At 32.8% G+C, this 24,156-nt stretch carries 21 protein-coding genes and 1 pseudogene; 13 read left to right on the top strand and 9 right to left on the bottom strand.

Translation table 11 applies throughout. The annotated features are described in order from the left end of the window. Positions 1-53 precede the first annotated feature (53 nt). A complete protein-coding gene (locus AN960_RS16335; protein WP_056473601.1) occupies positions 54-545 on the top strand; it encodes a YajQ family cyclic di-GMP-binding protein in 492 nt (163 codons plus the stop codon). Between the two features lie 62 nt (positions 546-607). On the opposite strand, the gene AN960_RS16330 is transcribed toward AN960_RS16335, so the two are convergent. Both AN960_RS16330 and AN960_RS16325 read right to left on the bottom strand, forming a co-directional pair. Further along, positions 608-1,651 carry a LacI family DNA-binding transcriptional regulator gene (locus AN960_RS16330; RefSeq protein WP_056473600.1) on the bottom strand — a complete coding sequence of 348 codons (1,044 nt, stop codon included), beginning with the start codon at positions 1,649-1,651 and terminating at the stop codon, positions 608-610. 236 nt (positions 1,652-1,887) lie between these two features. After that, positions 1,888-3,390 (bottom strand): alpha-amylase family glycosyl hydrolase, encoded by a 1,503-nt coding sequence (locus tag AN960_RS16325; protein WP_056473598.1) that lies wholly within the window; start codon positions 3,388-3,390, stop codon positions 1,888-1,890. A gap of 216 nt (positions 3,391-3,606) precedes the next feature. Between AN960_RS16325 and AN960_RS16320 the strand changes: the two genes are divergently transcribed. The 3 genes from AN960_RS16320 (at position 3,607) to AN960_RS16310 (ending at position 7,190) form a co-directional block, all read left to right on the top strand. Continuing rightward, on the top strand, positions 3,607-5,379 hold the full coding sequence (locus AN960_RS16320; RefSeq protein WP_056473596.1) for a glycoside hydrolase family 13 protein: 1,773 nt from the start codon (positions 3,607-3,609) through the stop codon (positions 5,377-5,379). A gap of 209 nt (positions 5,380-5,588) precedes the next feature. Beyond that, positions 5,589-6,815: an ammonium transporter gene (locus tag AN960_RS16315; RefSeq protein ID WP_156339718.1), complete on the top strand. Its 1,227-nt coding sequence runs from the start codon at positions 5,589-5,591 to the stop codon at positions 6,813-6,815. A 12-nt stretch (positions 6,816-6,827) separates the two neighbouring features. Further along, positions 6,828-7,190 carry a P-II family nitrogen regulator gene (locus AN960_RS16310; RefSeq protein ID WP_056473594.1) on the top strand — a complete coding sequence of 121 codons (363 nt, stop codon included), beginning with the start codon at positions 6,828-6,830 and terminating at the stop codon, positions 7,188-7,190. Positions 7,191-7,615: 425 nt separating this feature from the next. On the opposite strand, the gene asnB is transcribed toward AN960_RS16310, so the two are convergent. Next, on the bottom strand, positions 7,616-9,463 hold the full coding sequence (gene asnB, locus AN960_RS16305) for an asparagine synthase (glutamine-hydrolyzing) (protein ID WP_056473593.1): 1,848 nt from the start codon (positions 9,461-9,463) through the stop codon (positions 7,616-7,618). 438 nt (positions 9,464-9,901) lie between these two features. Here asnB and AN960_RS16300 point away from each other — a divergent pair, with 438 nt between their 5' ends. Next, on the top strand, positions 9,902-10,465 hold the full coding sequence (locus AN960_RS16300; RefSeq protein WP_056473591.1) for a DUF2777 family protein: 564 nt from the start codon (positions 9,902-9,904) through the stop codon (positions 10,463-10,465). 41 nt (positions 10,466-10,506) lie between these two features. Here AN960_RS16300 and AN960_RS16295 read toward each other — a convergent pair whose 3' ends face one another. Beyond that, positions 10,507-10,881: a DUF1516 family protein gene (locus AN960_RS16295; RefSeq protein WP_056473589.1), complete on the bottom strand. Its 375-nt coding sequence runs from the start codon at positions 10,879-10,881 to the stop codon at positions 10,507-10,509. A gap of 464 nt (positions 10,882-11,345) precedes the next feature. Between AN960_RS16295 and AN960_RS24105 the strand changes: the two genes are divergently transcribed. The 7 genes from AN960_RS24105 to AN960_RS16265 all read left to right on the top strand — a co-directional run bounded on the left by AN960_RS24105 (position 11,346) and on the right by AN960_RS16265 (position 13,843). Continuing rightward, on the top strand, positions 11,346-11,501 hold the full coding sequence (locus AN960_RS24105; protein WP_088012099.1) for an aspartyl-phosphate phosphatase Spo0E family protein: 156 nt from the start codon (positions 11,346-11,348) through the stop codon (positions 11,499-11,501). Positions 11,502-11,706: 205 nt separating this feature from the next. After that, on the top strand, positions 11,707-11,928 hold the full coding sequence (locus tag AN960_RS16290) for a spore germination protein (RefSeq protein ID WP_056473587.1): 222 nt from the start codon (positions 11,707-11,709) through the stop codon (positions 11,926-11,928). Between the two features lie 13 nt (positions 11,929-11,941). After that, positions 11,942-12,139: a spore germination protein GerPB gene (locus tag AN960_RS16285; protein WP_056473584.1), complete on the top strand. Its 198-nt coding sequence runs from the start codon at positions 11,942-11,944 to the stop codon at positions 12,137-12,139. A gap of 37 nt (positions 12,140-12,176) precedes the next feature. Then, positions 12,177-12,788 (top strand): spore germination protein GerPC, encoded by a 612-nt coding sequence (gene gerPC / locus AN960_RS16280; protein ID WP_056473582.1) that lies wholly within the window; start codon positions 12,177-12,179, stop codon positions 12,786-12,788. Then, entirely contained in the window at positions 12,785-12,961 is a 177-nt protein-coding gene (locus tag AN960_RS16275) for a spore germination protein GerPD (protein WP_056473579.1), read from the top strand. The genes gerPC and AN960_RS16275 overlap by 4 nt, the downstream gene beginning before the upstream one ends. Then, positions 12,961-13,611 (top strand): spore germination protein GerPE, encoded by a 651-nt coding sequence (locus tag AN960_RS16270; protein WP_056473577.1) that lies wholly within the window; start codon positions 12,961-12,963, stop codon positions 13,609-13,611. The genes AN960_RS16275 and AN960_RS16270 overlap by 1 nt, the downstream gene beginning before the upstream one ends. 16 nt (positions 13,612-13,627) lie before the next feature. Beyond that, positions 13,628-13,843, top strand: a complete 216-nt coding sequence (locus AN960_RS16265; RefSeq protein ID WP_056473576.1) for a spore germination protein — start codon at positions 13,628-13,630, stop codon at positions 13,841-13,843. Positions 13,844-13,879: 36 nt separating this feature from the next. On the opposite strand, the gene addA is transcribed toward AN960_RS16265, so the two are convergent. The 5 genes from addA to AN960_RS25135 all read right to left on the bottom strand — a co-directional run bounded on the left by addA (position 13,880) and on the right by AN960_RS25135 (position 23,655). Beyond that, positions 13,880-17,617: a helicase-exonuclease AddAB subunit AddA gene (gene addA / locus AN960_RS16260; protein ID WP_056473574.1), complete on the bottom strand. Its 3,738-nt coding sequence runs from the start codon at positions 17,615-17,617 to the stop codon at positions 13,880-13,882. Then, entirely contained in the window at positions 17,610-21,116 is a 3,507-nt protein-coding gene (gene addB, locus AN960_RS16255; protein WP_056473572.1) for a helicase-exonuclease AddAB subunit AddB, read from the bottom strand. Before addB ends, addA begins: the two co-directional genes overlap by 8 nt. 70 nt (positions 21,117-21,186) lie before the next feature. Then, complete coding sequence (lepB, locus tag AN960_RS16250) at positions 21,187-21,738, bottom strand: signal peptidase I (protein ID WP_056473570.1); 552 nt, start codon at positions 21,736-21,738, stop codon at positions 21,187-21,189. Positions 21,739-21,771: 33 nt separating this feature from the next. Next, the gene (locus AN960_RS16245; RefSeq protein WP_056473567.1) at positions 21,772-22,413 is read right to left on the bottom strand and encodes a TVP38/TMEM64 family protein; all 642 of its coding nucleotides are present in this window, start codon (positions 22,411-22,413) and stop codon (positions 21,772-21,774) included. A 606-nt stretch (positions 22,414-23,019) separates the two neighbouring features. Further along, a complete protein-coding gene (locus AN960_RS25135; protein ID WP_056473563.1) occupies positions 23,020-23,655 on the bottom strand; it encodes a collagen-like protein in 636 nt (211 codons plus the stop codon). Positions 23,656-23,973: 318 nt separating this feature from the next. Between AN960_RS25135 and AN960_RS16235 the strand changes: the two are divergent. Further along, a pseudogene (locus tag AN960_RS16235) lies at positions 23,974-24,156 on the top strand (IS110 family RNA-guided transposase); the annotation flags it as partial.

Here is a 24,156-nt window from a genome sequence, read left to right as displayed (position 1 = left end):
TCGTCTATCATACACTATAATACAAGTATTAACGAATTGGAGGGATTCTATCTATGTCAAAAGAAAGTTCATTTGATATTGTTTCAAAAGTTGACTTACCAGAAGTCTCGAATGCGATTCAACTTGCTACAAAAGAAATCGCAACTCGCTATGACTTTAAAGGAAGCAAAAGCTCAATTGCATTAGAAAAAGAAGAACTAGTTTTAGTATCAGATGACGATTATAAATTAGAGCAATTAAAAGACGTATTAATTAATAAATTAATTAAACGTAATGTTCCTATTAAAAACCTAGATTACAGTAAGGTTGAAGGTGCTTCAGGTGGTACTGTAAGACAAAGAGCTAAATTAGTTCAAGGTATTGATAAAGAAAATGCAAAAAAAATCAATACAATCATTAAAAATAGTGGATTAAAAGTAAAATCACAAATTCAAGATGATCAAATCCGTGTAACTGCAAAAAGTAGAGATGATTTACAAGCAATTATCGCTGCTGTAAAAGGTGCAGATTTATCTATTGACGTTCAATTCCTGAATTACCGATAAACTTATACATAGAAAAAGAGGATGAAAGTAATCATCCTCTTTTTTAACTTTTATAAATTTAATTAACCACTTACTAACGTTAATCTCTCATTCTTTACACATGTATCACGGACTACTATTTTATATGGAACGATAATACTTTTTTCAGTACCATCTGGTTCTTCAACTTTTGAAATAATATTTTTTGCTGCTTCATTGCCTAATTGATAAATATTAATATCTACAGATGTTAATGGTGGATTTGCTAATTCTGCAAAAATTGCATTATTAAAGCTAATAATTGAAATATTATTTGGGACTAAAATGTTATGTTCGCTTAATACACTTATAATTCCTAATGCTAATACATCATCAGTCACAACAATTGCAGTCGGAAGCTCCTTAAGTTCGAGCATTTGATTTACTGCTTTCCTTCCACCGTCTCTCGTAAATGATGTAAATATAATTTCTTCTTCATTTACAGAAAGTCCTTTTAATTGCATTGAATCTTGGAATCCTCGTAATCGGTTTTGAGTTACTAGAAGACTACTGTCTCCTCCAACAAATGAAATTTGTCGATGTCCAAGATCAATTAAATAATTAGTCACATCTCTCGCAGCAGCATAATTATCATTGTCAATATACGTTATATCATCCATTGAATGAACAGGCTTCCCTACTAATACAAAAGGAAAATTATTTTCATTTAAATAATCGATAATCTTATCATTTTCCTTTGAGTAAAGTAGAATAATTCCGTCGACTCTTCTACCCCTAATTGTTTTAATCACAGTTTGCTCAACTTCATCTTCATTGTTTCCTGTAATAAAATAAAGAGAGTAATCTTTTTGATTCGAATACGCTGTCACACCTCTAATCACTTCTGCAAAAAAAGGATTATGAAATGATGTATCTAATGCTGGTGGCAAAACTAATCCAATCGATTTCGTAGATCGATTAGCCAACGACCTTGCATTTAAATTAGGATGATAATTTAGTTCATCCATTACTTTTCTAACTTTCCTCTTTGTTTTTTCACTAATTCTTGGGTTGTTTGAGATAACTCGAGACACCGTTGAAGGCGCTACATTCGCTTTCTTCGCAACATCCTTAATTGTAATCGTCATTTTAATTCCCCTTATTTACGAATGAATGTAAACGTTATCATTTTCTCTTTAGATGTAGACTCTATTTAAAAGATTATTGATTCTTGATAAAATCCACATCTTCCTTCACAAGGCGATGTCCCGTTTATTTTACTGGAATCTAGTGGATTCAATCTCTTCTAATTTGCTTAGAATACTAAAAAAGACAGCAATCATTTCAATCATTTCAAGTATTCTAAGCTTAAGCAAACTAGTATTTATTTAACCTCATTATTACGTCTTCTTGCAAACCATAAAAAGATGATAAACGCAACAAAAATGGATGGTATTGCAATAATCACGCCAATGTTTAAACTAGTTTTAGGTGCAACTGCATAAACATTTGAAGATTCTCTTTTAAGGACTATATCGAATCCTTTTTTATTTGGACGAACCAAATCATCACTTAACATACCTCTTAATTCATTAGATTTTTTAATGACATCAAAATCTAAATGAACCTTTTGATCAAGAGAAGTATTATTTATTGCAACGATCGTAGTTTCATCATTATAATGTCTCTTAATTAAAGTCATACCTTTAGAATCATCATAAAGCACTTCAAAATCCCCTTCAGAAAGAGACGGTAAAGTTCTTCTTAATTCAGTCAGTTTTTTAATATATTTTGAAAAATCTTCATCAGTACGGAAATCCATTCCTTTTCGATTATCAGGGATGTTTCCACCATTTAGTGCAATTTCTGTCCCATAATAAGTCAATGGGATTCCTGGTGTTGTAAATAAATAAGCAAGTGCCAACTTTAATCTTGAAGGTGGATACTCACCTTTTTCTACGGCTAATGAAACAAAGCGCTTAGTCATTTCATCATCTAAATAGTTAATCATTAATGTCGAGCCTAACTGCTTACTTAAATCCACTTGTAGCTTCATTATGTCAGTTAAAGATTGATTTTGTGAAGAAAATGAATTTGCCAAATCATCTACAGAATCTACATTATAAATCCCATTAAAACCTAAATTTTTATATTTATTTAGATCTATTTCACTTGAAGCATTTAAATCAGCAAATAAGATGAAGTTTGGATTTTTCTTTTTTATTTCATTGTTAAATGATTTCCAAAAAGAAACAGGTACATTATTTACTTCTTGTAAATTATATCCGTCAAAATTAGCTTGATCCATCCAATACTTAGCTGTTTCGATTAAGTAATTTGCTACCTCATTGTTATCTTGGTTAAAATCAGGTAACCCATTTATCCATTTCTTTTCTGAACTTGTACTATTTTCTGGATTAAACCAATCCGTTTTTTTAGCAAGTTCACTATTTGGCGAAGCATTATTTGTAACAAAATCAATATAAACTTTTATTTTACGTTTATGCGCTTCTTTGACCAACTTCTGAAGGTCTTTATTTGTTCCGAACCTTGGATCAATTTTTCTAAAATTAACGACGGAGAATCCATCATATGAATTTACGTCATTCTCAAAAATAGGTGAAATCGAAATAGCATTATATCCAAAATCCTTAAGATAATCTAATTTTTGGGTAATACCATCTAAATCCCCACCCTGAGATTTGTTTAAATCTTTCGGGTCTGTATTTTTATCATTCATAGGATTACCATCAAAAAAACGATCAACTAAAATTCGATAAATCATTTCTTTTTTTAAATCTGTTGTCTTTTTTTCTGCAAAACTAATACTTGGTAATGTACTAAAAAATAGTACAGACGCTAGTATTAATAAACCAAATCGCCTCATTTTTTCTCCCCCTGCAAGACACTCGCATGTACATAAATTTCACTCTCTACATTATTTTGCAAAATATTACAATGAAATTCAAATGTTAATTTAAATTTCATAAAAATGGAAGCGATTGCACACACTATTTAATTATACTGTTACTAAATTAGATAGCAAGTTAATTCCTTATAGACATTAATAATAACATTTTACTAAAAAATAAAGGGTGGGATCATGCAAATTGAATCAATATATCATCAGCCATATGATCAATATGCTTTTTCAATAGATGATAAAACCTATCGTATAAGAATTCGAACAAAAAAAGGTGATTGCACAGAAATTATTTTTTATTTCGGAGATCCATTCAAATTTAATGATTCAGGTTGGCAAATTGAATCATCACTCTCCATGTATCTTGCATTTTCCACAGAACTATTTGACTACTGGGAAGTAAATGTGATCCCTCCGAATAAACGAATGAAATATCAATTCCTTTTAAAAAATGAGCAAGATTCTCTATCTTACGGTGAGGGCGGATTTTCAAACAATTTTAATCTCAATGATCAGTCGAATTGTTTTACATTGCCATTTCTTCATAATAACAATTTAATTTCGCCCCCAAGTTGGATTAATAGTACGACTTGGTATCAAATTTTCCCCGACCGTTTTGCTAGTGGAAATAACAAGAATAACCCTAAAAATTCTACTCCGTGGGGATCTACTCTCCCAACGAGTTCAAGCTATTTTGGTGGTGATTTAGAAGGTGTTATACAAAAAATAGATTATCTTAAAAATTTAGGAATATCTGGAATTTATTTAACTCCTATTTTTGAAGCAAATTCTAATCATAAATATAATACAATTAATTATTTTAGAATAGATCCTACTTTTGGAGATGAAAAAGTCTTAAAAATATTAATCGAAAAATGTCATGAAAATAATATTCGAGTAATGCTTGATGCAGTATTTAACCACACTAGTGCATCCTTTCCCCCATTTCAGGATGCCTTGCAAAACGGAAGGGAATCCGCCTTTTTTGAGTGGTTTCACTTTTTTGAAGATGAACAAAATAACTTGGCATATGAAACTTTTTCATTTGTAAAGGAAATGCCAAAATTGAATACAGAAAATAAAGAAGTACAGAATTTTTTAATCGAAATAGGTTCTTATTGGATAAAAGAATTTAATATTGATGGCTGGCGTTTAGATGTAGCAAACGAAATCGATCATTATTTTTGGAAACTATTTAATAAAAAAATGAAGGAACTAAAAAAGGATTTATTTATTGTAGGTGAGATTTGGCACCATGCAATGCCATGGCTAAGAGGTGACGAATTCGATTCTGTTATGAATTATCCTCTAATGAAATCACTTTTTGCTTATTTCGGTTATCAAACGATTTCAAAGATACAATTTCAATATTCGATTAACGATTTAATCGCTCAGTACCCATTACCTGTAATCAAAGCACTCTTCAATGTATTAGGTTCACATGATACACCAAGAATACTGACACAATGTAATCAAAATGAAAAAAGAGTGATCCTATTATATGTTTTTTTATTTACTTTCTTTGGAACTCCATGTATCTACTACGGAGATGAAATTGGTCTACAAGGTGGAAATGACCCTGAATGTCGAAGCTGTATGCTTTGGGACAAAACACAATTTAATTTAAGTATCTTTGATTCAATCAAAAAATTGATTTCTATAAGAAATAAATACTCAGTTTTAGAAAATGACGGTGAGTTTAATTGGGTACAAACTGACCAACCTGACATTGTTATGTATGAAAGGAAGAATAATCATTTTCATTTTTTAATCATAATTAATAACTCAAGCGAAAAACAGTCAGTTCAAGCACCAATAAATTTAGGTAAGAAAAGAATTACAAATGTATGGAATGGCGAACAGTTTGCAACTGAATCTGATTCAATTGGTGTTGATCTACTAGAAACCGACTTTTTAATTTTGCAAATTGAAGATACAGACTCATTTATGTGAGTCTGTATTTTTATTCACTCATTTACGTTATGTTAGATTTTCTAACAAATCAGATATATGTTAGCGTTTTCATAATTATTTTATATATTTTTTTCGATTTTCCGTGAAATTATTATTGAATTTTGCATATATTTTGAATATGATAACTTATATAACATTTGATGTTACAAAAACTAACATTAAGGAAATGGGGAATGAAGATGAACGGTATTCAAGCTGCGGATAGTGTATTTCTTTTTATTTCAACTGTTTTAGTCATGATCATGACACCTGGTTTAGCACTTTTTTACGGCGGCATGGTTAAAAGTAAAAACGTTTTAAGTACTACAATGCATAGCTATTCTGCTATGGCAATTGTATCAATCCAGTGGGTGTTAATTGGTTACTCTTTAGCATTCGGTCCAGATTTTCATCATTTGATTGGTAACTTTTCTTGGGCAGCTTTAAAGGATGTTGGTTTTACTCCAAATGAAAACTACAGCGCAACAGTCCCTCATAATCTTTTCATGATGTTCCAGCTAATGTTTGCAATTTTAACTCCTGCTCTTATATCAGGTGCCTTCGCCGAGCGCATGAAATTTTCAGCATTTCTATTATTCACTCTTTTATGGACGACATTTGTTTACGATCCATTAGCTCACTGGGTTTGGGGCGTAGATGGCTGGCTTCGTAATCTAGGTGCATTAGACTTCGCCGGTGGAACAGTCGTCCATATTTCCTCCGGTGTTTCAGGTTTAGTTCTAGCTCTACTTCTTGGTAAAAGACGAGATTTTGGCTCTACATCACCTCATCATTTACCACTAACTGTATTAGGTGCTGGACTATTATGGTTTGGATGGTTCGGATTTAATGTTGGTAGTGCTTTAACATTAAATGAAGTAGCATTAACTGCATTCATTAATACAAATACTGCAGCTGCTGCAGCTTCAGTTGCTTGGGTACTTGTTGAATGGTATGTAAATAAAAAACCGACTATTTTAGGTGGAGTTAGTGGTGCCGTAGCTGGATTAGTTGCAATTACACCTGCTTGCGGATTCGTCACTCCTCTCTCATCAATCGTGATTGGATTTTTAGGTGGCGTCATATGCTTTTTAGCAGTAACATACTTAAAATACAAATTCGGATATGATGATGCATTAGATGCATTCGGTTGTCACGGAATCGGAGGGACATGGGGAGCTATTGCAACAGGATTATTCGCTACAAAATCAGTAAATAGTGCTGGTGCAAACGGACTTTTTTACGGTGACATATCACTTCTTTGGAAACAACTACTCGCTATCTGTGCAACCTATCTTTTTGCAGGAATTATTACCTTTTTAATTGTGAAAGTTATAGGCTTTTTCATCAGCATTCGTGTCGATCAAGAGGAAGAAAACCTCGGCCTTGACTTAAGCATACATGGAGAAAAAGCATATCACGACGCAAGTATTTAAGGAGGGATAAAAATGACAGCAAAATTAACGAAAATTGAAATCATTACTCGGCCAGATAAATTTGATATTTTAAAGGATGCCCTTTCAAAAGTAGGAATCACTGGAATGACCGTAACGAACGTTTTAGGCTGTGGAATGCAATCAGGCTATACAGAAGTGTATCGAGGGAAAAAACGAACGATCAATTTACATGAAAAAATTAAGGTTGAAATAGTCGTATGTGATGTACCTGTTCAATCTATAATCGATGAAGCAAAAAGAGTTTTAAAAACCGGAAAACCTGGGGATGGAAAAATATTTGTATATCCTATTGAAAACGCGATTAAAATTCGCACTGGGGAAGAAGGAAGAGACGCATTACAAAATGATTATTAGATTTTTAAAACCTAGTCATTCTACATGGCTAGGTTTTTTATTGATTAATTATATTACATTTTCATAGATGAGACTTAAGACTAATACAGCTATGAAACTTATCAATATATGCTTGGTGAAACTGTTCGATAGAATTTTAAAGAATGCCCCGTCTTACCAAAACGATTTTTCGGAAAAAGTGGCTGTTTTTTCTATCTAGCAGTTGAATCTGAATTATATTCTTATATTTTTTATTGAATATCATCTACTATCCCAAAGAATATGACATTTGCTTTTATTATCCCTGATTTATTTGCGATTCTACGTTTTTAATTGCGATTCTCATTCTTTTTTGCAATTCTCATTAAATTGCAGTTCCACACTCCGCTCAAGCTTCTTTATTTAATCAAAAACAAAAAAGAGGTGAAAAAGATCACCCCTATACTTTAAGCTTTCACATTAATATTGAATTTTTTAAACCAAACATGAATTTGGTATAAATGAGCTAGTAATTGAGGTCCAGACATTAATTGTCCGTACCACGGAACTTGAAATGCCTTTCCTTCACTTTCAACTAAACTATTTAATTGCTCTTTATCAAGAAACTCGTAAAGTGCTGAGCTTTTATCTTTTAAAGCTTCTTTTAATTTTTGAACAACTAATTTTGTATATACTGGATTATGCGTCTTTGGATATGGGCTTTTTTTGCGGTATAGGATATCATTTGGTAACAGACCTTCAAGTGACTTTCTTAAGATACCTTTTTCGCGATCACCATACATTTTAAGCTCCCAAGGGATATTCCATACATATTCGACAAGTCGGTGATCTGCAAAAGGAACACGCACTTCAAGACTCGCTCCCATACTCATCCGATCTTTTCGATCTAATAATTGCGCCATAAACCATTGGCGGTTTAAATAAAACAGTTGTCTTCTTTTAGCTTCTAATGGACTTTCTCCTTCAAGGATTGGCGTTTCTTTTACAGTCTCGTTGTATCGATCTTGAACGTACTGAGCTAAATTCAGCTTCTTACTCCATTCGTCTTTTAAAAGCTTTTGACGAAGTTCTGTTGATCTCATCCAAGGAAACGCTGGTCTATTCAAGTCGTCTTCTCGGTGAAACCAAGGATATCCACCAAAAATTTCATCAGCACATTCTCCTGATAAACCTACTACAAAGTTCTGTTTAATTTTTTGACAAAACCATAATAATGAAGAATCAACATCCGCCATTCCCGGAAGATCACGACACTCCGTAGCCTCGTCTAAATATTGAACTAGCTCTTCGTTTGTAATGACACATCTTTGATGATTCGTATTAAATGTTGAAGACATTAACTCAATCCATGGTGCATCTGAATTCGGTTGGAATACACTTGATGTGAAGTATTTATCATTTTCCTCATAATCGATTGAATATGTGGTTAATTGTCCTTTTCCTTCTTTAGCGTAATGATTTGCTGCGATGGCTGTAATCGCACTAGAATCCACTCCACCTGATAAAAACGTACATAAAGGGACATCAGAAACTAATTGTCTTACGATTGCATCTTCAACATAAAAACGTACTTTTTCAATGGTTTCATCAACTGAATCCGTGTGTATATCGCTTTTAACATCCCAATATTTCCATATTTTAAGTCCATTTCTTGAGAATGTCATTGCATGACCACCACGGAGTTCTTTAATTCCATCAAAAACACCATTTCCAGGCGTACGAGATGGACCAAGTCCGAATACTTCTGAGAGCCCTTCTTCAGTTAATTCAGCCTTTACCCCAGGGTTTGCTAAAATCGCCTTTACTTCTGAAGCAAATAATAATCTTTTATAATCTTCTTTATAAAATAGAGGTTTAACACCTAAACGATCTCTTGCAATGAACAAACTTTCCTTTTCTTCATCCCATATTGCAAAAGCAAATATTCCATTAAATTTGTCTACACAAGCTTCCTTCCACTCAATATAGCTTGTTAGTAGAACCTCAGTATCTGAATGCCCTTGAAACGTGTAGCCTCTTTTTAGAAGTTCTTTTCTAAGATCCTCTGTATTATACAACTCACCATTGTAGCAAAGCGTATACGTGAGGTTACCATTCGTTTTACGCATCGGTTGTTTTCCGCCTACTGGATCAACTACAACTAACCTTTTGTGGCCAAAACTACAATGATTCGAAGACCAAACATTCGTATCATCTGGACCTCGTTTAGACAATGTTTCAGCCATTTTTTTTGTCACTGAATTTACATTAGATAAATCATTTTGAAAATCTGCCCACCCAGTTATACCGCACATGTTTTATTCTCCTTTCTGGGCTATTTCCCTATAAAACTAAAGTTAATTCTATATCGTATTATTGTTTTTAAAAATAGGTGCGTTAATCCGCAAAAAAAGTTAGAAACTTATCATTATTTGTCCATACATTTTTTAAATTTTTGCATAGTTATAAAATAGTTAAGTTATGTCAATAAATGAAAAAAGTAGCAGCTTTATTAAAATCGAAATAAACGCAGCTAGTCTGATTTATAAATCCTAATACCGGTCGGAAAATAGAGTAAAATTTTTAATCCATTTAAAACAATATTCGAGTTTCAAAAAAAGGTTCGAACGAAAAAAAGATTCTATTAGATACTTAATTTTATGATTCAATAAAATGTCCGAATCACTACTTTTCACCTGAACCTACCTAAATAAACAATGAACAGCAGAACGCTTGTAACTGGAGGTTACTTAATGCAATTTAAGCACCGATCACAATTATTTCAAAAGCAACCTCGCGCTTTCACTATTGGAGCAATTGAAGAAATAAATGATGAATGGGTCTTTTTCGATGATGAAACTGATGAGGCTTTTTTACTTGAGGATCTTGTCGATGAAGATTTTGAAGTTTCTATAAATGAAGAGTGGGTACCTGCTTCTTTAAAAAATGGTAATTTTCTTATTCAGTATTCCAAAAAGAAAAAATTACAAAATGGCGATATTCTTCGTATTCAAAGAAAGCTTTTATATAGCTTCGATTCACTCTTGAAAAATTTGAGCGATGAATCATTTTATACTTTAGCTTACCTACTGAATACACATAGTTTTTCCCTATACGATTGCTTGTACTGTCATAACTTTCTTTCATTTCAACCTGAGGGTTCACCTTCAGATGGAGTAAATTTCATCGTATTTGATAATGGAGAACTTGTTTGTTCAGTATATCACCAATTTAGAATTTCATCTGAAGAACAAAACCATCGATTTGAACTTACGAAAGCAACAGGTAACCGCTACCTATTAACACAACTTTCATAAATACAAAAAACTGCCACAAGAAAATTGTGACAGTTTTTTTATTAAGCAAAGAAGTGTAAACCTTGTGGCAATCTAAATCCTAAATATAATAAAGCTAAAATAAATACTGTAAAAATTGTTGCAGGAACAACCATTTTACGGTGCTTCTTAGAAGACACAGTGAAATATTCAAACACACCTAACATAAGAATACCAAGTGTCATTTTTATGTTATAAAGCATCATCATATTAGAAGGCATATTTTCTTTATTCGAAATATGAATAAATAAATACAGTCCAGTTCCTAATATAACGAAGTATAAAAGACGTAAAATCATATGGGCAACTTTCACATTCCAACCATTTTTGTATCCATGCCCAACAATTAAAGCTAAGATAATAGCGATTACCCACGCTGTAATATGTAAGTGAATCATTTCATTTCCTCCCAATTATATATTCTCAATAATCATAACATAAGTGCTTGAATAAGGAAAAATCTAGATGAATTGGAAATGGAAAAGATTTTAAAAAATTCACAAATTGTTCAAAATATATGCTATGATTTTATACCTATTAACCGTTATAAAAAGCATGACAAAATATTCATTTTTAAAAATCATAAATTATATTAATCTAGGATTGTAATCTACTGTCGAAAATAAATTCAATATCAACTATAGCTCCTTACGATTCGACACTTCGTCTAGTTTATCCTACAAAAACCTTTCAATTTCCACTATCACAAGATTGAATGCAGCTGAATATTGTAGTATTTTGTAAGTTTTACACTTCTTTTAGCGAATGTCTTCTCATATGAAAATGATTTTGTATAATAGCATTACATACATCGTGAGACCTAGACATAATTCCCTATTCTTGAACAAAGTTGGTGACTAAATTGCTGCTTCATGTTATAGAGAAAAAACGAGCCCGAATGGTATATTATGCGGGACGATATGGTTTTACGAACAAAAAAACAGTTTTATGTAGCCAGGAATTGGACAGGCTCATGAATATGATCTCGACCTTTACCTCTTCTAAAAGGAGAGCCTAATAGCTAGCTTGCGATTAGTTTATTCTAATTGCAGCTAGTATTTTTTTTGTTATAGAATACGAGATCTCATCTCTTTTTTTATGCCCCTTCCCCTTTTCTTCCTATTTAAAACTTAATACTTATTAACAATATATAGTCTACAATCACGTTTTGGGGTAAATGGCCATATAATACATAATCATAAAAGAACAAAGGGTGTGCAGTCATGCCTGCTTATGTTGGAGTAATAAATATTGTCAGTATCGGTAGCAGCGCTGTAGTTAACGTGGGTGACGCATATAATATCATGCCTAAAAGTAATGCTCAAACTTATGCCGGTGCTGGTTCGTTTAATACAGGTGATAACGTAACAGTTTATAACAATAAAAGTATTTCGACCGTATATGATCAAGATCAAGTGGATCAACCAATGGTTGGCAACATGTAAAGGAGGGTGTCGTTTGAATATATATATACATCAAACAATTATTATTAATCAGCTAAAAACTGGTGGGATCGTAAACTCATCTGTTTTTCAAATTGGTACAACAGGAAATATAAATGCAAGAACGATAACGAATAATACTGGAGATTATTTAGAACCAGCACCACCACTTACTGAACCAGGTCAAATCGTTCAAACTTCGCAAGAGACATAATCTTATTCCTGTAGCAAAGTGAAAGCGAGGGAATTCTATGAATCAGCTAGAATTAAGACAGAATCAAATTGAGCAATTACTATATGAGCAGTCCCAAATAATTGAAGAATTAAAAGCTAAAATAGCTCAACTTGAAGTTACTGTTATTGAACTTTCTCAAAGACCTGAGACAAAAATTGATAAAATCGAATATAAATTTGATCAATTAAAAGTAGAAAATTTAAATGGTACGTTAACAATCGGGCTGAATCCTCTTCAAGCCCCAACATTCGATGATTTAACCGTGGAAAACCAACAAATTGATATTAAACCTGACAATCACATGAAAGCTTTGAAATCATATATAGAAGACCGAATCCATTTCCATTTAAAGGAAGAAGCGCTAGAAACCATTCTCCAATTAGAAACAGAGCTTAGAGTGTCAGTAGATGATTATTATCGTCAAATGATGATCGATGATATTCGAAATCAAATGGATATCAGGATTCCTTACTATATTGATTTATATAAGAATAAACCAAACTTCGCTGATAATCCTCTAAGATATTCTGAAGAAGTCGTTTTACACATGTTAAATGATATTCGAACTGCCTATAGTGCCTTTTTACAAAACTTACCGCATAATATCGGAAAGGAGAATAAAGGATGAATTTAAATGTAACAAATTGTAATTTACAAGTAGAAGAAATAAAATTTACGGCTATTTCATCATCTTCATTATTTATAATTGGCGATGCTCATAATATTTCACTATCCTCTATATTTGACACACCACCAGAATCGTTAATTGTAGGACCTTTTGTACCTTTATCTGTAAGCTAATGTTTAAAATTGATCCAAGATTTCGTTTAGCCGCCTTAGAAAGTTACAATGTAAATACAGTACTATTTTCAAGCGTTTTGCAGTTTGGGGATGCATTATCAATGAGTGCAGAGTCAAATGCTCTCGCGCTACAGGAACAAGGAAACGTATTAACTGAACCAGGCAAAGATGTTTTTGAAACTTATCCTCTTTATAAAGCAATGCCAAAACATCTTCCTTATGTTCCGAACGTTAAATTAAACCGAGTAAATCTTAACCCTACAATCCAAGTTGGTTCAGTTAATTATAATGGTATAAGCTCAGCCAGCGCTTCCATTATTGGCTCAATTTATAATGCTTTTATGTTATCGCGTGTACACCAAATACGGCATTTTATCACACCACCTACATTACACTACCAAACTCCAGGCGTTCATACACAGCCTACTTTTGCTCAGTTAATGCAACCACTCATGTCACAGCCAATGCAAGCCGTTCAATCAGATGTACTTATGCAACCAACAACACCGTCACAGATAGCCGTACCGACAGCAACAGTCGCAGCACATCCAGTTGCACCCGTACCTGCAGTACATGTCCCAGTTGTTCCGGCAGTGCCGGCGGTAGCAGGACGATTAACAGAATCAAAGAAACCACCATTATCCGATTAGGAAAGGAGAATTCTTCATGCCAACATTTCTTGGTGCAATTGTCATCACAAGCAATGAAGGAAATATAAATACAGGAGATCTTAATAATATCTCACCAAAAACTCAAACGAAATCATATTTCGGTTCAGGTTCAGGTAATACAGGATTCCTACCAGTAGCATTAAATGGTGCAAGTGCCACTAATACTTTAGATGCTGATTTAGTAGATCAAAACGAAGTTGCAACTCTTTAGTACACAAAAAAAAGCGATGCAAATGCATCGCTTTTTTTATAACTCTACAATATGACCACCATCGAAAAAGTATAGATACTTAGCTTTAACTAGTTTATCCATCCCCGCTTCAATTGCCTTTGAATAAAGATCGAGTTGAACACCATATCTTCTAATGGCTTCTTGCTTCAAGGCATCGCTTGTTGCAAACGCACCAGTTCGATCGGTTTTATAATCAATTAAGATAACCTCGTCTCCATCAATTAAAAGTAAGTCAATGATCCCTTGGATTAATACGACTTCCTCTTCATCTTCCCAATCTTTATAAATTTCATTTGTTGAAACCCCATAACTAAAAGGTACTTCGCGTAGATTTTGATTTGAGTTTGTCACTAATTGGCCAAGCTTTGACTGACAGAAATCAAATATCTCCAAGCTATTTACCGCTTCTCCTTGCTCTTGGGTAATTAATTCTTTTAACACCATACGATTTATCTGATTTATGATGTCGTCATGAGATGAGACATATTGATAATCTAAATTTTGCATAACAGCATGGGTAGCAGTCCCTTTTTCAGCTGAGTTCATTTTTTGTTCTGACATAAATTTCGGTCTTTCAAGTGGAAAATCTTTTGTTTTAGTCGCTGTAAAACTTTGACTATATGGATCCTCCTCTTGCATTTTTCTTTTTAATTCTGTAACAGATTGTTTTGGTCGATATAGAGTAGATTGTCTATGATGATATTGCCAGTTTAATTGATTCTCTAGTTTTTCATGAAGCTCTTCATGATTAATTTGAATCGGTTCCTTTAACTGAAAAGCTTGAAATACTTCGACTTTATTATTTTCTACTTCCTCAGCTTCCAATAATTGAATTGTAGAAGCATCTACAATTGAATAATTCCAGCGACATGGGTAAAACTGAATTTCATTTTTTGTGTGCCACAAATCATCTTCAAGTCTAATTGCATTACTAGAATCATGACGAATGATCGAAGGACCAATCCAATCAAGATAACTTTTAGCACCACTAATAACATTTAATGGCAAAAGCCACTCTTTATGGTTTTCAACTTCCTTCCAACTTTCAATCATTTTTTGTGCATCATTTACTTTACCTACTAAAATAAGCTTTTCTCTTGCACGAGTTAATGCAACATAAAGAATTCGTAACTCTTCCGAAATTAACTCTTCTTGTTCCTTGCGCTTGATTGTTTCCTTCAAAAGAGTTGAATTAGTCGTACGATACGCAGGATGTACAAAATTCATTCCTAGACCTAATTCCTTTTGTAAAATGAATTTTGCCCTTAAATCTTGCATATTAAATTGCTTAGAAGTATTCACGACAAACACGATAGGAAACTCTAATCCCTTACTTTTATGGATTGTCATCATTTGAACGACATTTTCTTGATCACTTAAAATACGAACCTCATCTAGCTTTTCATCTCTTTCTTGCATACGATCTAAAAATCTTAAAAACTGAAATAGACTTCTATAATTTGATTCTTCTAATGCTTTAGCACGATCAAATATCGTAATTAAATTTGCTTGCCTTTGTTTACCTCCTGGTAATCCTCCGACAAAGTCATAGTATGTAGATTCCTTTAATACCTTCCAAATAAAGATTGAAAGTGTCTCTCTTTTAACGAGTCGTTTCCATTCCTTTATTTGTGCAAAGAAATTTACTAATTTAATTGAAAGTTGTTTATGTCGGTTTTCATAATTATTTAGATAATCCTGGCATGCATCGTAAAAAGATCCATTTTTATGATTTAGTCTAATCATCGTTAATTCCGGTTCCGAAAGACCTACAATTGGAGAACGTAAGACAGATGCAAGCGGGATATCTTGAATCGTATTATCGATTAACTTTAATAAATTTAAAAAGACGGCAACTTCAATTGTTTGAAATAAGTCCTTTGATTTCTCAGCATATAGCGGTATACCTAACGCTTTGCATTCTTCTATATACAAATCAGCATTCGATAATGAACGACCTAAAATAGCAATATCATTATATTTTACTGGTCGCATTTCTCCAGTCTTTTCCGTTATTAAATATTCACTTTCAACTAAATCCTTTATTCTTCTCGCTACGTACCTTGCCTCAATTTGTTCAAGCTTTTCTTCAACAAGATCATCATCATCTTGTTCACTGTACTCAGGCTCATTTTCTTCTTCATCCGAATTCGTTAATAAGATTAATTCAGCAGCGCAATCTGAGTATTCAGGATAGCTCGCACCTAGCTTTAACATTGCATCTTCATCATACTCAATACCACCAATTTCTCTTCCCATGATTTGTTGAAAAATAAAATTGGTTGCATCTAATACTTCCGCTCTACTTCTAAAGTTTTTAGATAAATCGATTCTCAAGCCAGTTCTTTCATTTTTCTCTTTTTCGTATAAATTGTATTTATTTATAAATAGCTGTGGTTCTGCTAATCGAAAGCGATAAATAGATTGCTTTACGTCCCCAACCATAAAAAGATTACCAGAAGCACCAGAGCCTTTTGTGATTAATCTTAAAATCGATTCTTGTACATAGTTCGTATCTTGGTATTCATCAACTAGCACTTCACTAAACTTTTCTTGGTAAACTCTCGCAACTGACGAAGGTAATAAATCTTCCTCGTTTTTTTCCTTTAAAATTTCAAGTGCATAATGTTCTAAATCATTGAAATCTAAAATTCCATTTTCCAATTTTGCTTGTTTAAATAACACGATAAAACGATTAACAAGTTCAATTAATTTTTCAACCAAAGGCTTTAATTCACTTATTTGTTTTAATTGAAGGTCAATACTTCGACTAAAATACTTATCTCTTATATCTTCAACCTTCTTTTTAACATCTTTACGGAAATTCGCTACTAATTCCTTTTTCTGTTGATCTCCCTCTGTCTTCTTAATCGTTGGCAATCGATTAAATACTATTTTTTGTAGACCAACATTAATTTCTTCCCATGATTTTTCTGAAGCATGGAATAAACATTCTAAATTACCATACTCCTCTTTAAACACTTCAGCATACTTAATTGGGCCATCAGGACTTTCTATTATATCTAAAGCTTGTTTATAAGTGTTTATACAAGCAATCATATCATTTTGAATAAATTTCTTAAGCTCTTGAATAAAAGGAATCTCATCAACTGGTTTACCTACTACATTATATTGATGAATGAACGCATTTAAAAACTCACTTGGATTTGGGTTAGAAATTGCGTGACGATATAGCTTTAATATTAATTTTGGTAAATCATTATCATCTCGATCACTAGTATATCGATCAACTAAATCAAAGAAGACTAAATTAGATTCATCACTGTATTCTGACTCCATCAACTCTTCTAACACTTCATCCATCAGTAATTGAATCTCAATTTCTTCTGCAGTACGGAAGTTCGGATCTAATTCTACCATATAGTAATTTGATCGAATGACTTCAGTACAAAAAGAGTGAATAGTTGAGATTGAAGCTTTATTTAATAAAGAAGCTTGTTTCCTTAAATGATCAGATTCAGGATTATTTACAAGTTGTTTCTCTAATGCAATACCAATCCTTTCTTTCATTTCCTGGGCACTTGCTTTTGTAAAAGTAACTACTAGTAATTCATCAACATTTATTGGATTTTCATCGCGAATGATTTTTTGAATAATTCGTTCAACAAGAACAGCCGTCTTTCCAGAACCAGCGGCAGCGGCTACAAGAATATCTGACCCTTCGAAATCGATCGCTTTTTGCTGGTCGACTGTCCATGTTGTTTTACTTGCGTTATTTTCTTCTTTACTCATCTTTATTCACCACCTCTATCATTTTTTGTAGTGCTTCGCTATCTTCTAAAGGAGGTAGAACACGATATTCATTTCCTTTTACATTCGCATCAAATTGACATACTGATTGGTACGAGCAATATGTACATGGTATTTTATCCTTTTGCTGATATGGATTTGCTTCTACAAAACCGTTGTATATTTGCTGACCAGCTTCAGTAAATTTTTGCTTTATATAATTCGTCATCATTGGGTATTGTTCAGGCTTTACCGTTTTTGAATATTTCGCCATATACTCTCCGGTTTTTTTAAGCCTAATCGGCACAATTTTTGAAGAGCTTCCATCTTGAATTAATGCTTCATCCATTAACGTATTACTTTCACGATCTTCTAATAGTAATCCATTCATTTTAAACTTTTTAAAGATCTCATCCTGAATTTCATCGAATTCGATATTATTTTTAACTTTAACAATCGGATTTTGAACATGGAAATACAGAATGCCAGCCGGGTCCGCGTGTTTTCCAAGTAAAGTTGTTGAATTTGCTACAGCTATATCTAAATAAGTTAGTAACTGTAAAGCAAGTCCATAGTAAACATCTGATAATTTTAATTCCTTTTTTGTTGATTTATAATCCAAAATTCGAAGGTAATCGCCTTTTTCACTTGTAGCTTTATCAATTCGGTCAATTCGGCCATTTAATACCATTCTTCTCTTTCCATCAATCGGAAGTTCATAAGAATTCAACTGTTTACCCATACCAAATGGTACTTCTAAAGCAACAGGGACAAATTTACCTGAATGTTCTTGTTGACTTAAAATTGAGGATACTTTAGCAATAACATCCTTCATTTTTTTCTTTAAAAACATATATCGATTCGTACTTAACAAAATCTCACGTTGAAACTTTGGAGAGATTTCGTCTACTACTTTTGCTGCTAATTCATCACATTCTGAATTCGTTAAACTACTCCAGCTTTTCCCGGCCTGTAAAAGATTCTCTCCAATAATTGTTAAAGCACTATGGAATAATTGACCCATATCAAATGATTCAAACTTATAAATTTCACGTTCTTGTAGCTTTAGTCCATAACGTGCAAAATGGGCATATGCGCATTGATGGAAAAGCTCAATTCGTGATACCGATCCACTCAATTCTTCCCCATATAATTCTGTACTTAAATCTTCTCCAAGATCTTTCGCAACATTGTTATACATTACGCTACTTATCACTTTATACAGTTTATCTTTTGAATCAGTATTTTCTCGTAAAACATTATAAAGCGTCCACCATAAATCCATATTCGTTTCAGTTTCCTTAGTCGACCAAACTTGAAGCTGAGACACTAAATTCGTTAATGCTGTACCATAATTTGTAATAGATGTTAGTTGTTCTTCTACAGAACTAAATGTTAAATCTCCACTTTCAAATCTTTGCTGTATATTTGGAAAAATCGATTTTATTCTTTGAATGAGACTTGATGGGGCAAGACTTTTCCCATCATCACTTGCTAACGGATAACTAATGATTAACTCATGACTTGCTCGATTAATTCCAGTATAGATATTAAAATTTTCTACAAATAATTGGTGCTTGCTTGTTGGTGCTACTTCCACTCCAAATGATTGTAAAAACTCTCGAGCAGTGTCGCCTAATAGCCCATCTTCATTGGCCTTCCTTGGTATAACCCCTTCATTTACACCAATGATATAAGCACACTTTACATTTTGTAATCTTGAATGATCAAAATCAGCTATGTTTACTTGATCTAATGATGCAGGAACATTCGCAAATTCAAGTGATTGAAAACCAGTTTGAAGAATTTCAAAAAATGTTTTACGTGACAGCTTTTCTTCTCCAATTAATTCAACGCATTCATCTAAAAGTTGAATAAACCCTTTCCAAACTTGCTCGTGATCTTTGCTTTCAATTAAATTGGATCGATTTTCAGCATCATCCTTTAAACGTTGGAGCTTCCTTGAAATATCTAGTGATTCAACAAATTCATACAATGCTACACACATTTCTCTTGCATTTTTTGCTCGCTTTAGATTGCTTTGAAATGTAAGAATTGGCTTTACTAATAAATCTCTTACCGAATTAATTAACGCCTCGAATTCTAACTCTTCATTTGTTATCCCTCTATCAATACCTTCAGTTGAGCGATACTTTCGGTACTTCCATGGTTCTTTAATCGTCCACCTTTTTCCTTGCTTACCATACGCTATGCAATAATTCTCAAATAACTCAAGCTGTTCACGATTCTGATCACGATTACTTTCAAATGGATAAACTAATTCTGTTTTATATGCATTGAAAACTGATTCATATCTCCAATTTTTTTGAATGATATCGAAAGTAGCTTGTAAAAACGTAAATAATGGATGCGTTAGCATTGAACGCTTTTCTTCTATGAAAATTGGTATTTCATACGCATGAAAAATAGTTGATATCAAATGTGAATATGAATCTCCATTTCTTAAGAAAATTGCTATATCACGATATCGGTATCCTTGTTCACGTACCTTATGAATAATATCTTTCGCAATCCCATTTACTTCAGCCCGACGATTAGATGCCGACATAATCTTAATTCCATCTGATTCAAACGAAGGCTTAACTGGCCTGTTATCAAAATTTGTTTCGAAATACTTCAAATCATTCGATTGATTTCTAAAGTTATGATGACAAATAACCGGTTCCTCTATTGTTTGCTTTGTATTTAAAGCTATCTCTTTAATTTGTTGATATAGAAGCGCTGGTTTATAAAATAAATTCAATTCATGTGGTAAAAAATCATCATATGGTCGGTCAATTGTTAGAGAGAAATTTACCTCACTACAATATCTCATTAGCTCCTCAACTACATTTCGCTCTTGAGGTGCTAAGTCATAATATCCATCAATATAAATAATACTGTCTTTTATATAGTCACTTTTAGGTAATTCTTGAATCAACAAATTTAAATAGTCTTCCGAATCAAGGTATTTATCTTTCATATATGTATTAAAAGCATCAAACACTATTTGAATATCATTTATCTTTTGTTGAATAAAGATATGATCCTTTGATGAATTTTGCTCCATTTGTAAAATAACAGAAGATAATTCATCTGAAGAAACTTGAAAACCTTTAAACTCAGCAATAAGACCTGTTAGTTCCTTATAAAATCCTTGTCGATCAGCAACGTGATGAAATACTTTCAATTCTTCTTTCTTTTCTTCAATAATCTTTCGAAGAATCATAGAAATTCCAATTTCACCAATATGAATCCGACTTATTCCACCTGTTTCTTGTAAAACCTTCCAAGCTAATCGAGTAAAACTAAAAACTTGGGAATTAATAATCGCCTTCTTTTCCTGCCTTCTAACTAATTCATATTCCATCTGAAAGGTCATTTGATCAGGTACAATAAAGATGATATTTTTTGTTTCATTTTTTAATCTATTTGTAATTTCATTTAAAATATGATGCGTTTTTCCACTTCCTGCACGTCCTAATATAAATTGAAACGACATTAACTAGCTCCCTCCTTAAAGTATTAGAATAATAAATGTGTAATTAATAAGAAAAGCCCCCATAAGGAGCTTATTTGTTAAAATTCGTATTCAAACTTGAAATTGGCCAATAAAGTAGGTCGACCTTCCCTACAATTTTATCAATTTTTACAAATCCAAACAAACGACTGTCATAACTTTTTGGTCGATTGTCCCCTTCAACAAAAACATAACCTGGTGGAACTTTCGTTTTACCTGTAACTTCGTTTAAATTAAAATCAGGTGTAAAAGCTGTTCCTTTTAAAGAACTCTTGTAATCATTTAAATATGGTTCATTCCATTTTTTATCGTTAACATAAAGCTGATCATCTTTATATTCAATTGAATCTCCAGGTAAGCCAATCACACGCTTAACATAATCTTCTTTCTTATTTGCATGAAATACAATTACGTCAAATCTGTTAATATCACCAATCTCATATCCAAATTTATTTATAACTAGTAAGTTTCCATCCTTTAATGTTGGCATCATAGATTCCCCATCAACTACATATGTAGAAAATAAGAACGTTCTTACAATAAAAGCAATTGCGATCCCAATAATGATCGCTTTTCCCCAGTCAAATACTTCTTTTCTTAGCATAAAGTTGCTCTCTCCCTTTTGAGTAATAATGCTTTATTGCTCATCAGATGATTGAGGCGCTCTCTTTTTCTCTGGTGTTTTTTCTTTGATGTCCATACGTTTCTCAATCACTTTCCCAACAATCCATAATACGAATATAAAAATTCCTATGTACACTGCTTTAATCGGGTTTTGAAACACTGAAGTTAAATCTTTCCCTAAATAACTAATCATGGCAATCATAGTAAACTTTCCAAGTACTAATGCGATTAGAAATTGTGATATTTTAATACGTGACAGACCAGCTACAATATTTATTAAAAAAGATGGTGAAAACGGAAATGCAAACATAATAAAAATAGGGCCAAATCCCCTTTTTTCAATCCACCCTATTGAAGATTCTACTTTCTTATGCTTACTTACAAATGAAAAAAATCGTTTCTGACCAAATTTTCTAACAACATAGAATAGTAAAATGGAACCTAAGCAAGAACCAATCCATGAATATAAAAAACCTAATAAAGGCCCAAATGCTGCAGCATTAGCAAATACAAAAATGACTAAAGGTAAAATTGGACAAATTGCTTCAATAAAAGGGATTGATATTCCAACTAATGGACCATAGTCTTTGTACTGTTGAATGAGATGTAAAAAATGTTCTTCTGTAAAAAAAGCCTTTAAGTCAAAAACGTTCATTTAAATATGAATCTCTCCTTAAGCCGTATTTCTAAATAGATATCCTTACTGTTAACATTATCACATATAACTATTTATTCAATAATAATAAATGATTCTAACTAGTATTTTTTGTAATAATTTGACTGTTCATCTTATAATTATTTTTTTACTAATTTGTTCCTAATGATGCTTAATGTAATTCTAATAAACTATTCTTTGAATAAATAAAAAAACTACTTCACTAAATGGAAAAGTAGTTGTCAATTAAATAAGTAATTTCCTGTTGATTTCCACTACAGAATGCTCGCATTCCACGGGGCACGAGCTGAGCCTCCTCGTTCCTGCGGGGTCTCACCCTTCCTGCATCTCCCATAGGAGTCGATCATCCTTTCGTTCCAATCAACTTATTCATCTAAAAAAGGGCAACTGTTTTATAACTTTTATCTCCTTCAAGTTATAGTTTTACGGCTTTAAGTTTAAATTCCTCAGAATATTTTTTAGACGTAAGATTAATTATAGACAAAATAAAATCCCCTAATAGTAGACTACCTATCCTTATTATCGGACGGGCTTTTTTGTGTGTCTACTAGAAGGGGATAATATCAATTTAAGGTCCTAGCTTACTTACGTTGTCGTATAAAAAACTGTCGCTGCTACACCATTTGGAAATGCACCGTCACCTGTTGTAATGCGTACAGAGATTAAATCACACGGATTCACGATTAGATTTGCAGCTGGTGACATTCCACAACAAAACGGAGGATTTGGCCCATCTACTGTTGCAATGACACCTGTAGCCATTGCAGTTTGAGCGCAGTTTGTACTGATATAAATTTCCGCTGTTGCCGTTTCACCTAAAGCTAAAGTGTTATCTCGAATACTGAAAATAATTCCTGTAATTACTCCTGCTTGTGGAATCACAATCGTATTTCGGTCAAACATCGAAGAAGAAGTTCCTTGCCCAATAAAATTATTATTTGGAACTGATTGATCTGAACTGAAATAAATGAAACTTGAGCCTGACCCTGTTGTACCTCTTGGTCCTGTTGCACCCGTTGCACCTGCCGGGCCAGTAGCTCCCGTTGCACCTGCCGGGCCAGTAGCACCAGTAGCTCCACGCTTACCTCTCTCGCCTTCCTTACCTCTTGGCCCTCTTGGCCCTACACAACAGCAACTACAAGAACACTTATGACAGCCATGACATTTATCCTCATTATGCTTTTCCTTACATTCACAATCTTTATGCTTGTCCTTACTCAATGAAACTCCTCCATTTCTATTTATACAGAGAAGGGATTTCTTTGCCTTATTACCTTTACAAAGTCCACCACGACTACATTAATATTTTATGGCTTGTCAGTTGTATTTGAATGGTACTCTTGCCCTTTTTTACTTTGTAATCTTTTGGACAAACAGTTAAAAATCACCATTAAAATCTAAGAGATATTACTAGAAAAAGTTAAGGAAATATTACCGAAATTTATCTAATTATTAATTGATGTACCTAATTCTTAAGCAACTATCCTGCCATTTTGTAGAATAAAAAAAGCTATTCTTCGTTATTGAAGAATAGCACTGATGATAAAAACGATTTTAACCCATATTGATTTTCTAAGTGAACAAATAGATATGTTAGATAAAGAAATCGCAACTCGAGTAAGTTCAAATCAAAAAGATATAAAACGACTCGATTCTATTCCAGGAATTGCCACAAGAATGGCTGAACAAATTTTCGCTGAAATTGGAGCAAATGTTGGCGAT

Origin of the sequence: Bacillus sp. FJAT-25509 (assembly GCF_001420605.1) — a bacterium.
Classification (GTDB): Bacteria; Bacillota; Bacilli; order Bacillales; family Bacillaceae_G; genus Gottfriedia.
Note: the sequence above shows the minus strand (reverse complement) of the source record. Positions and strands in the feature narration are given on the sequence as shown.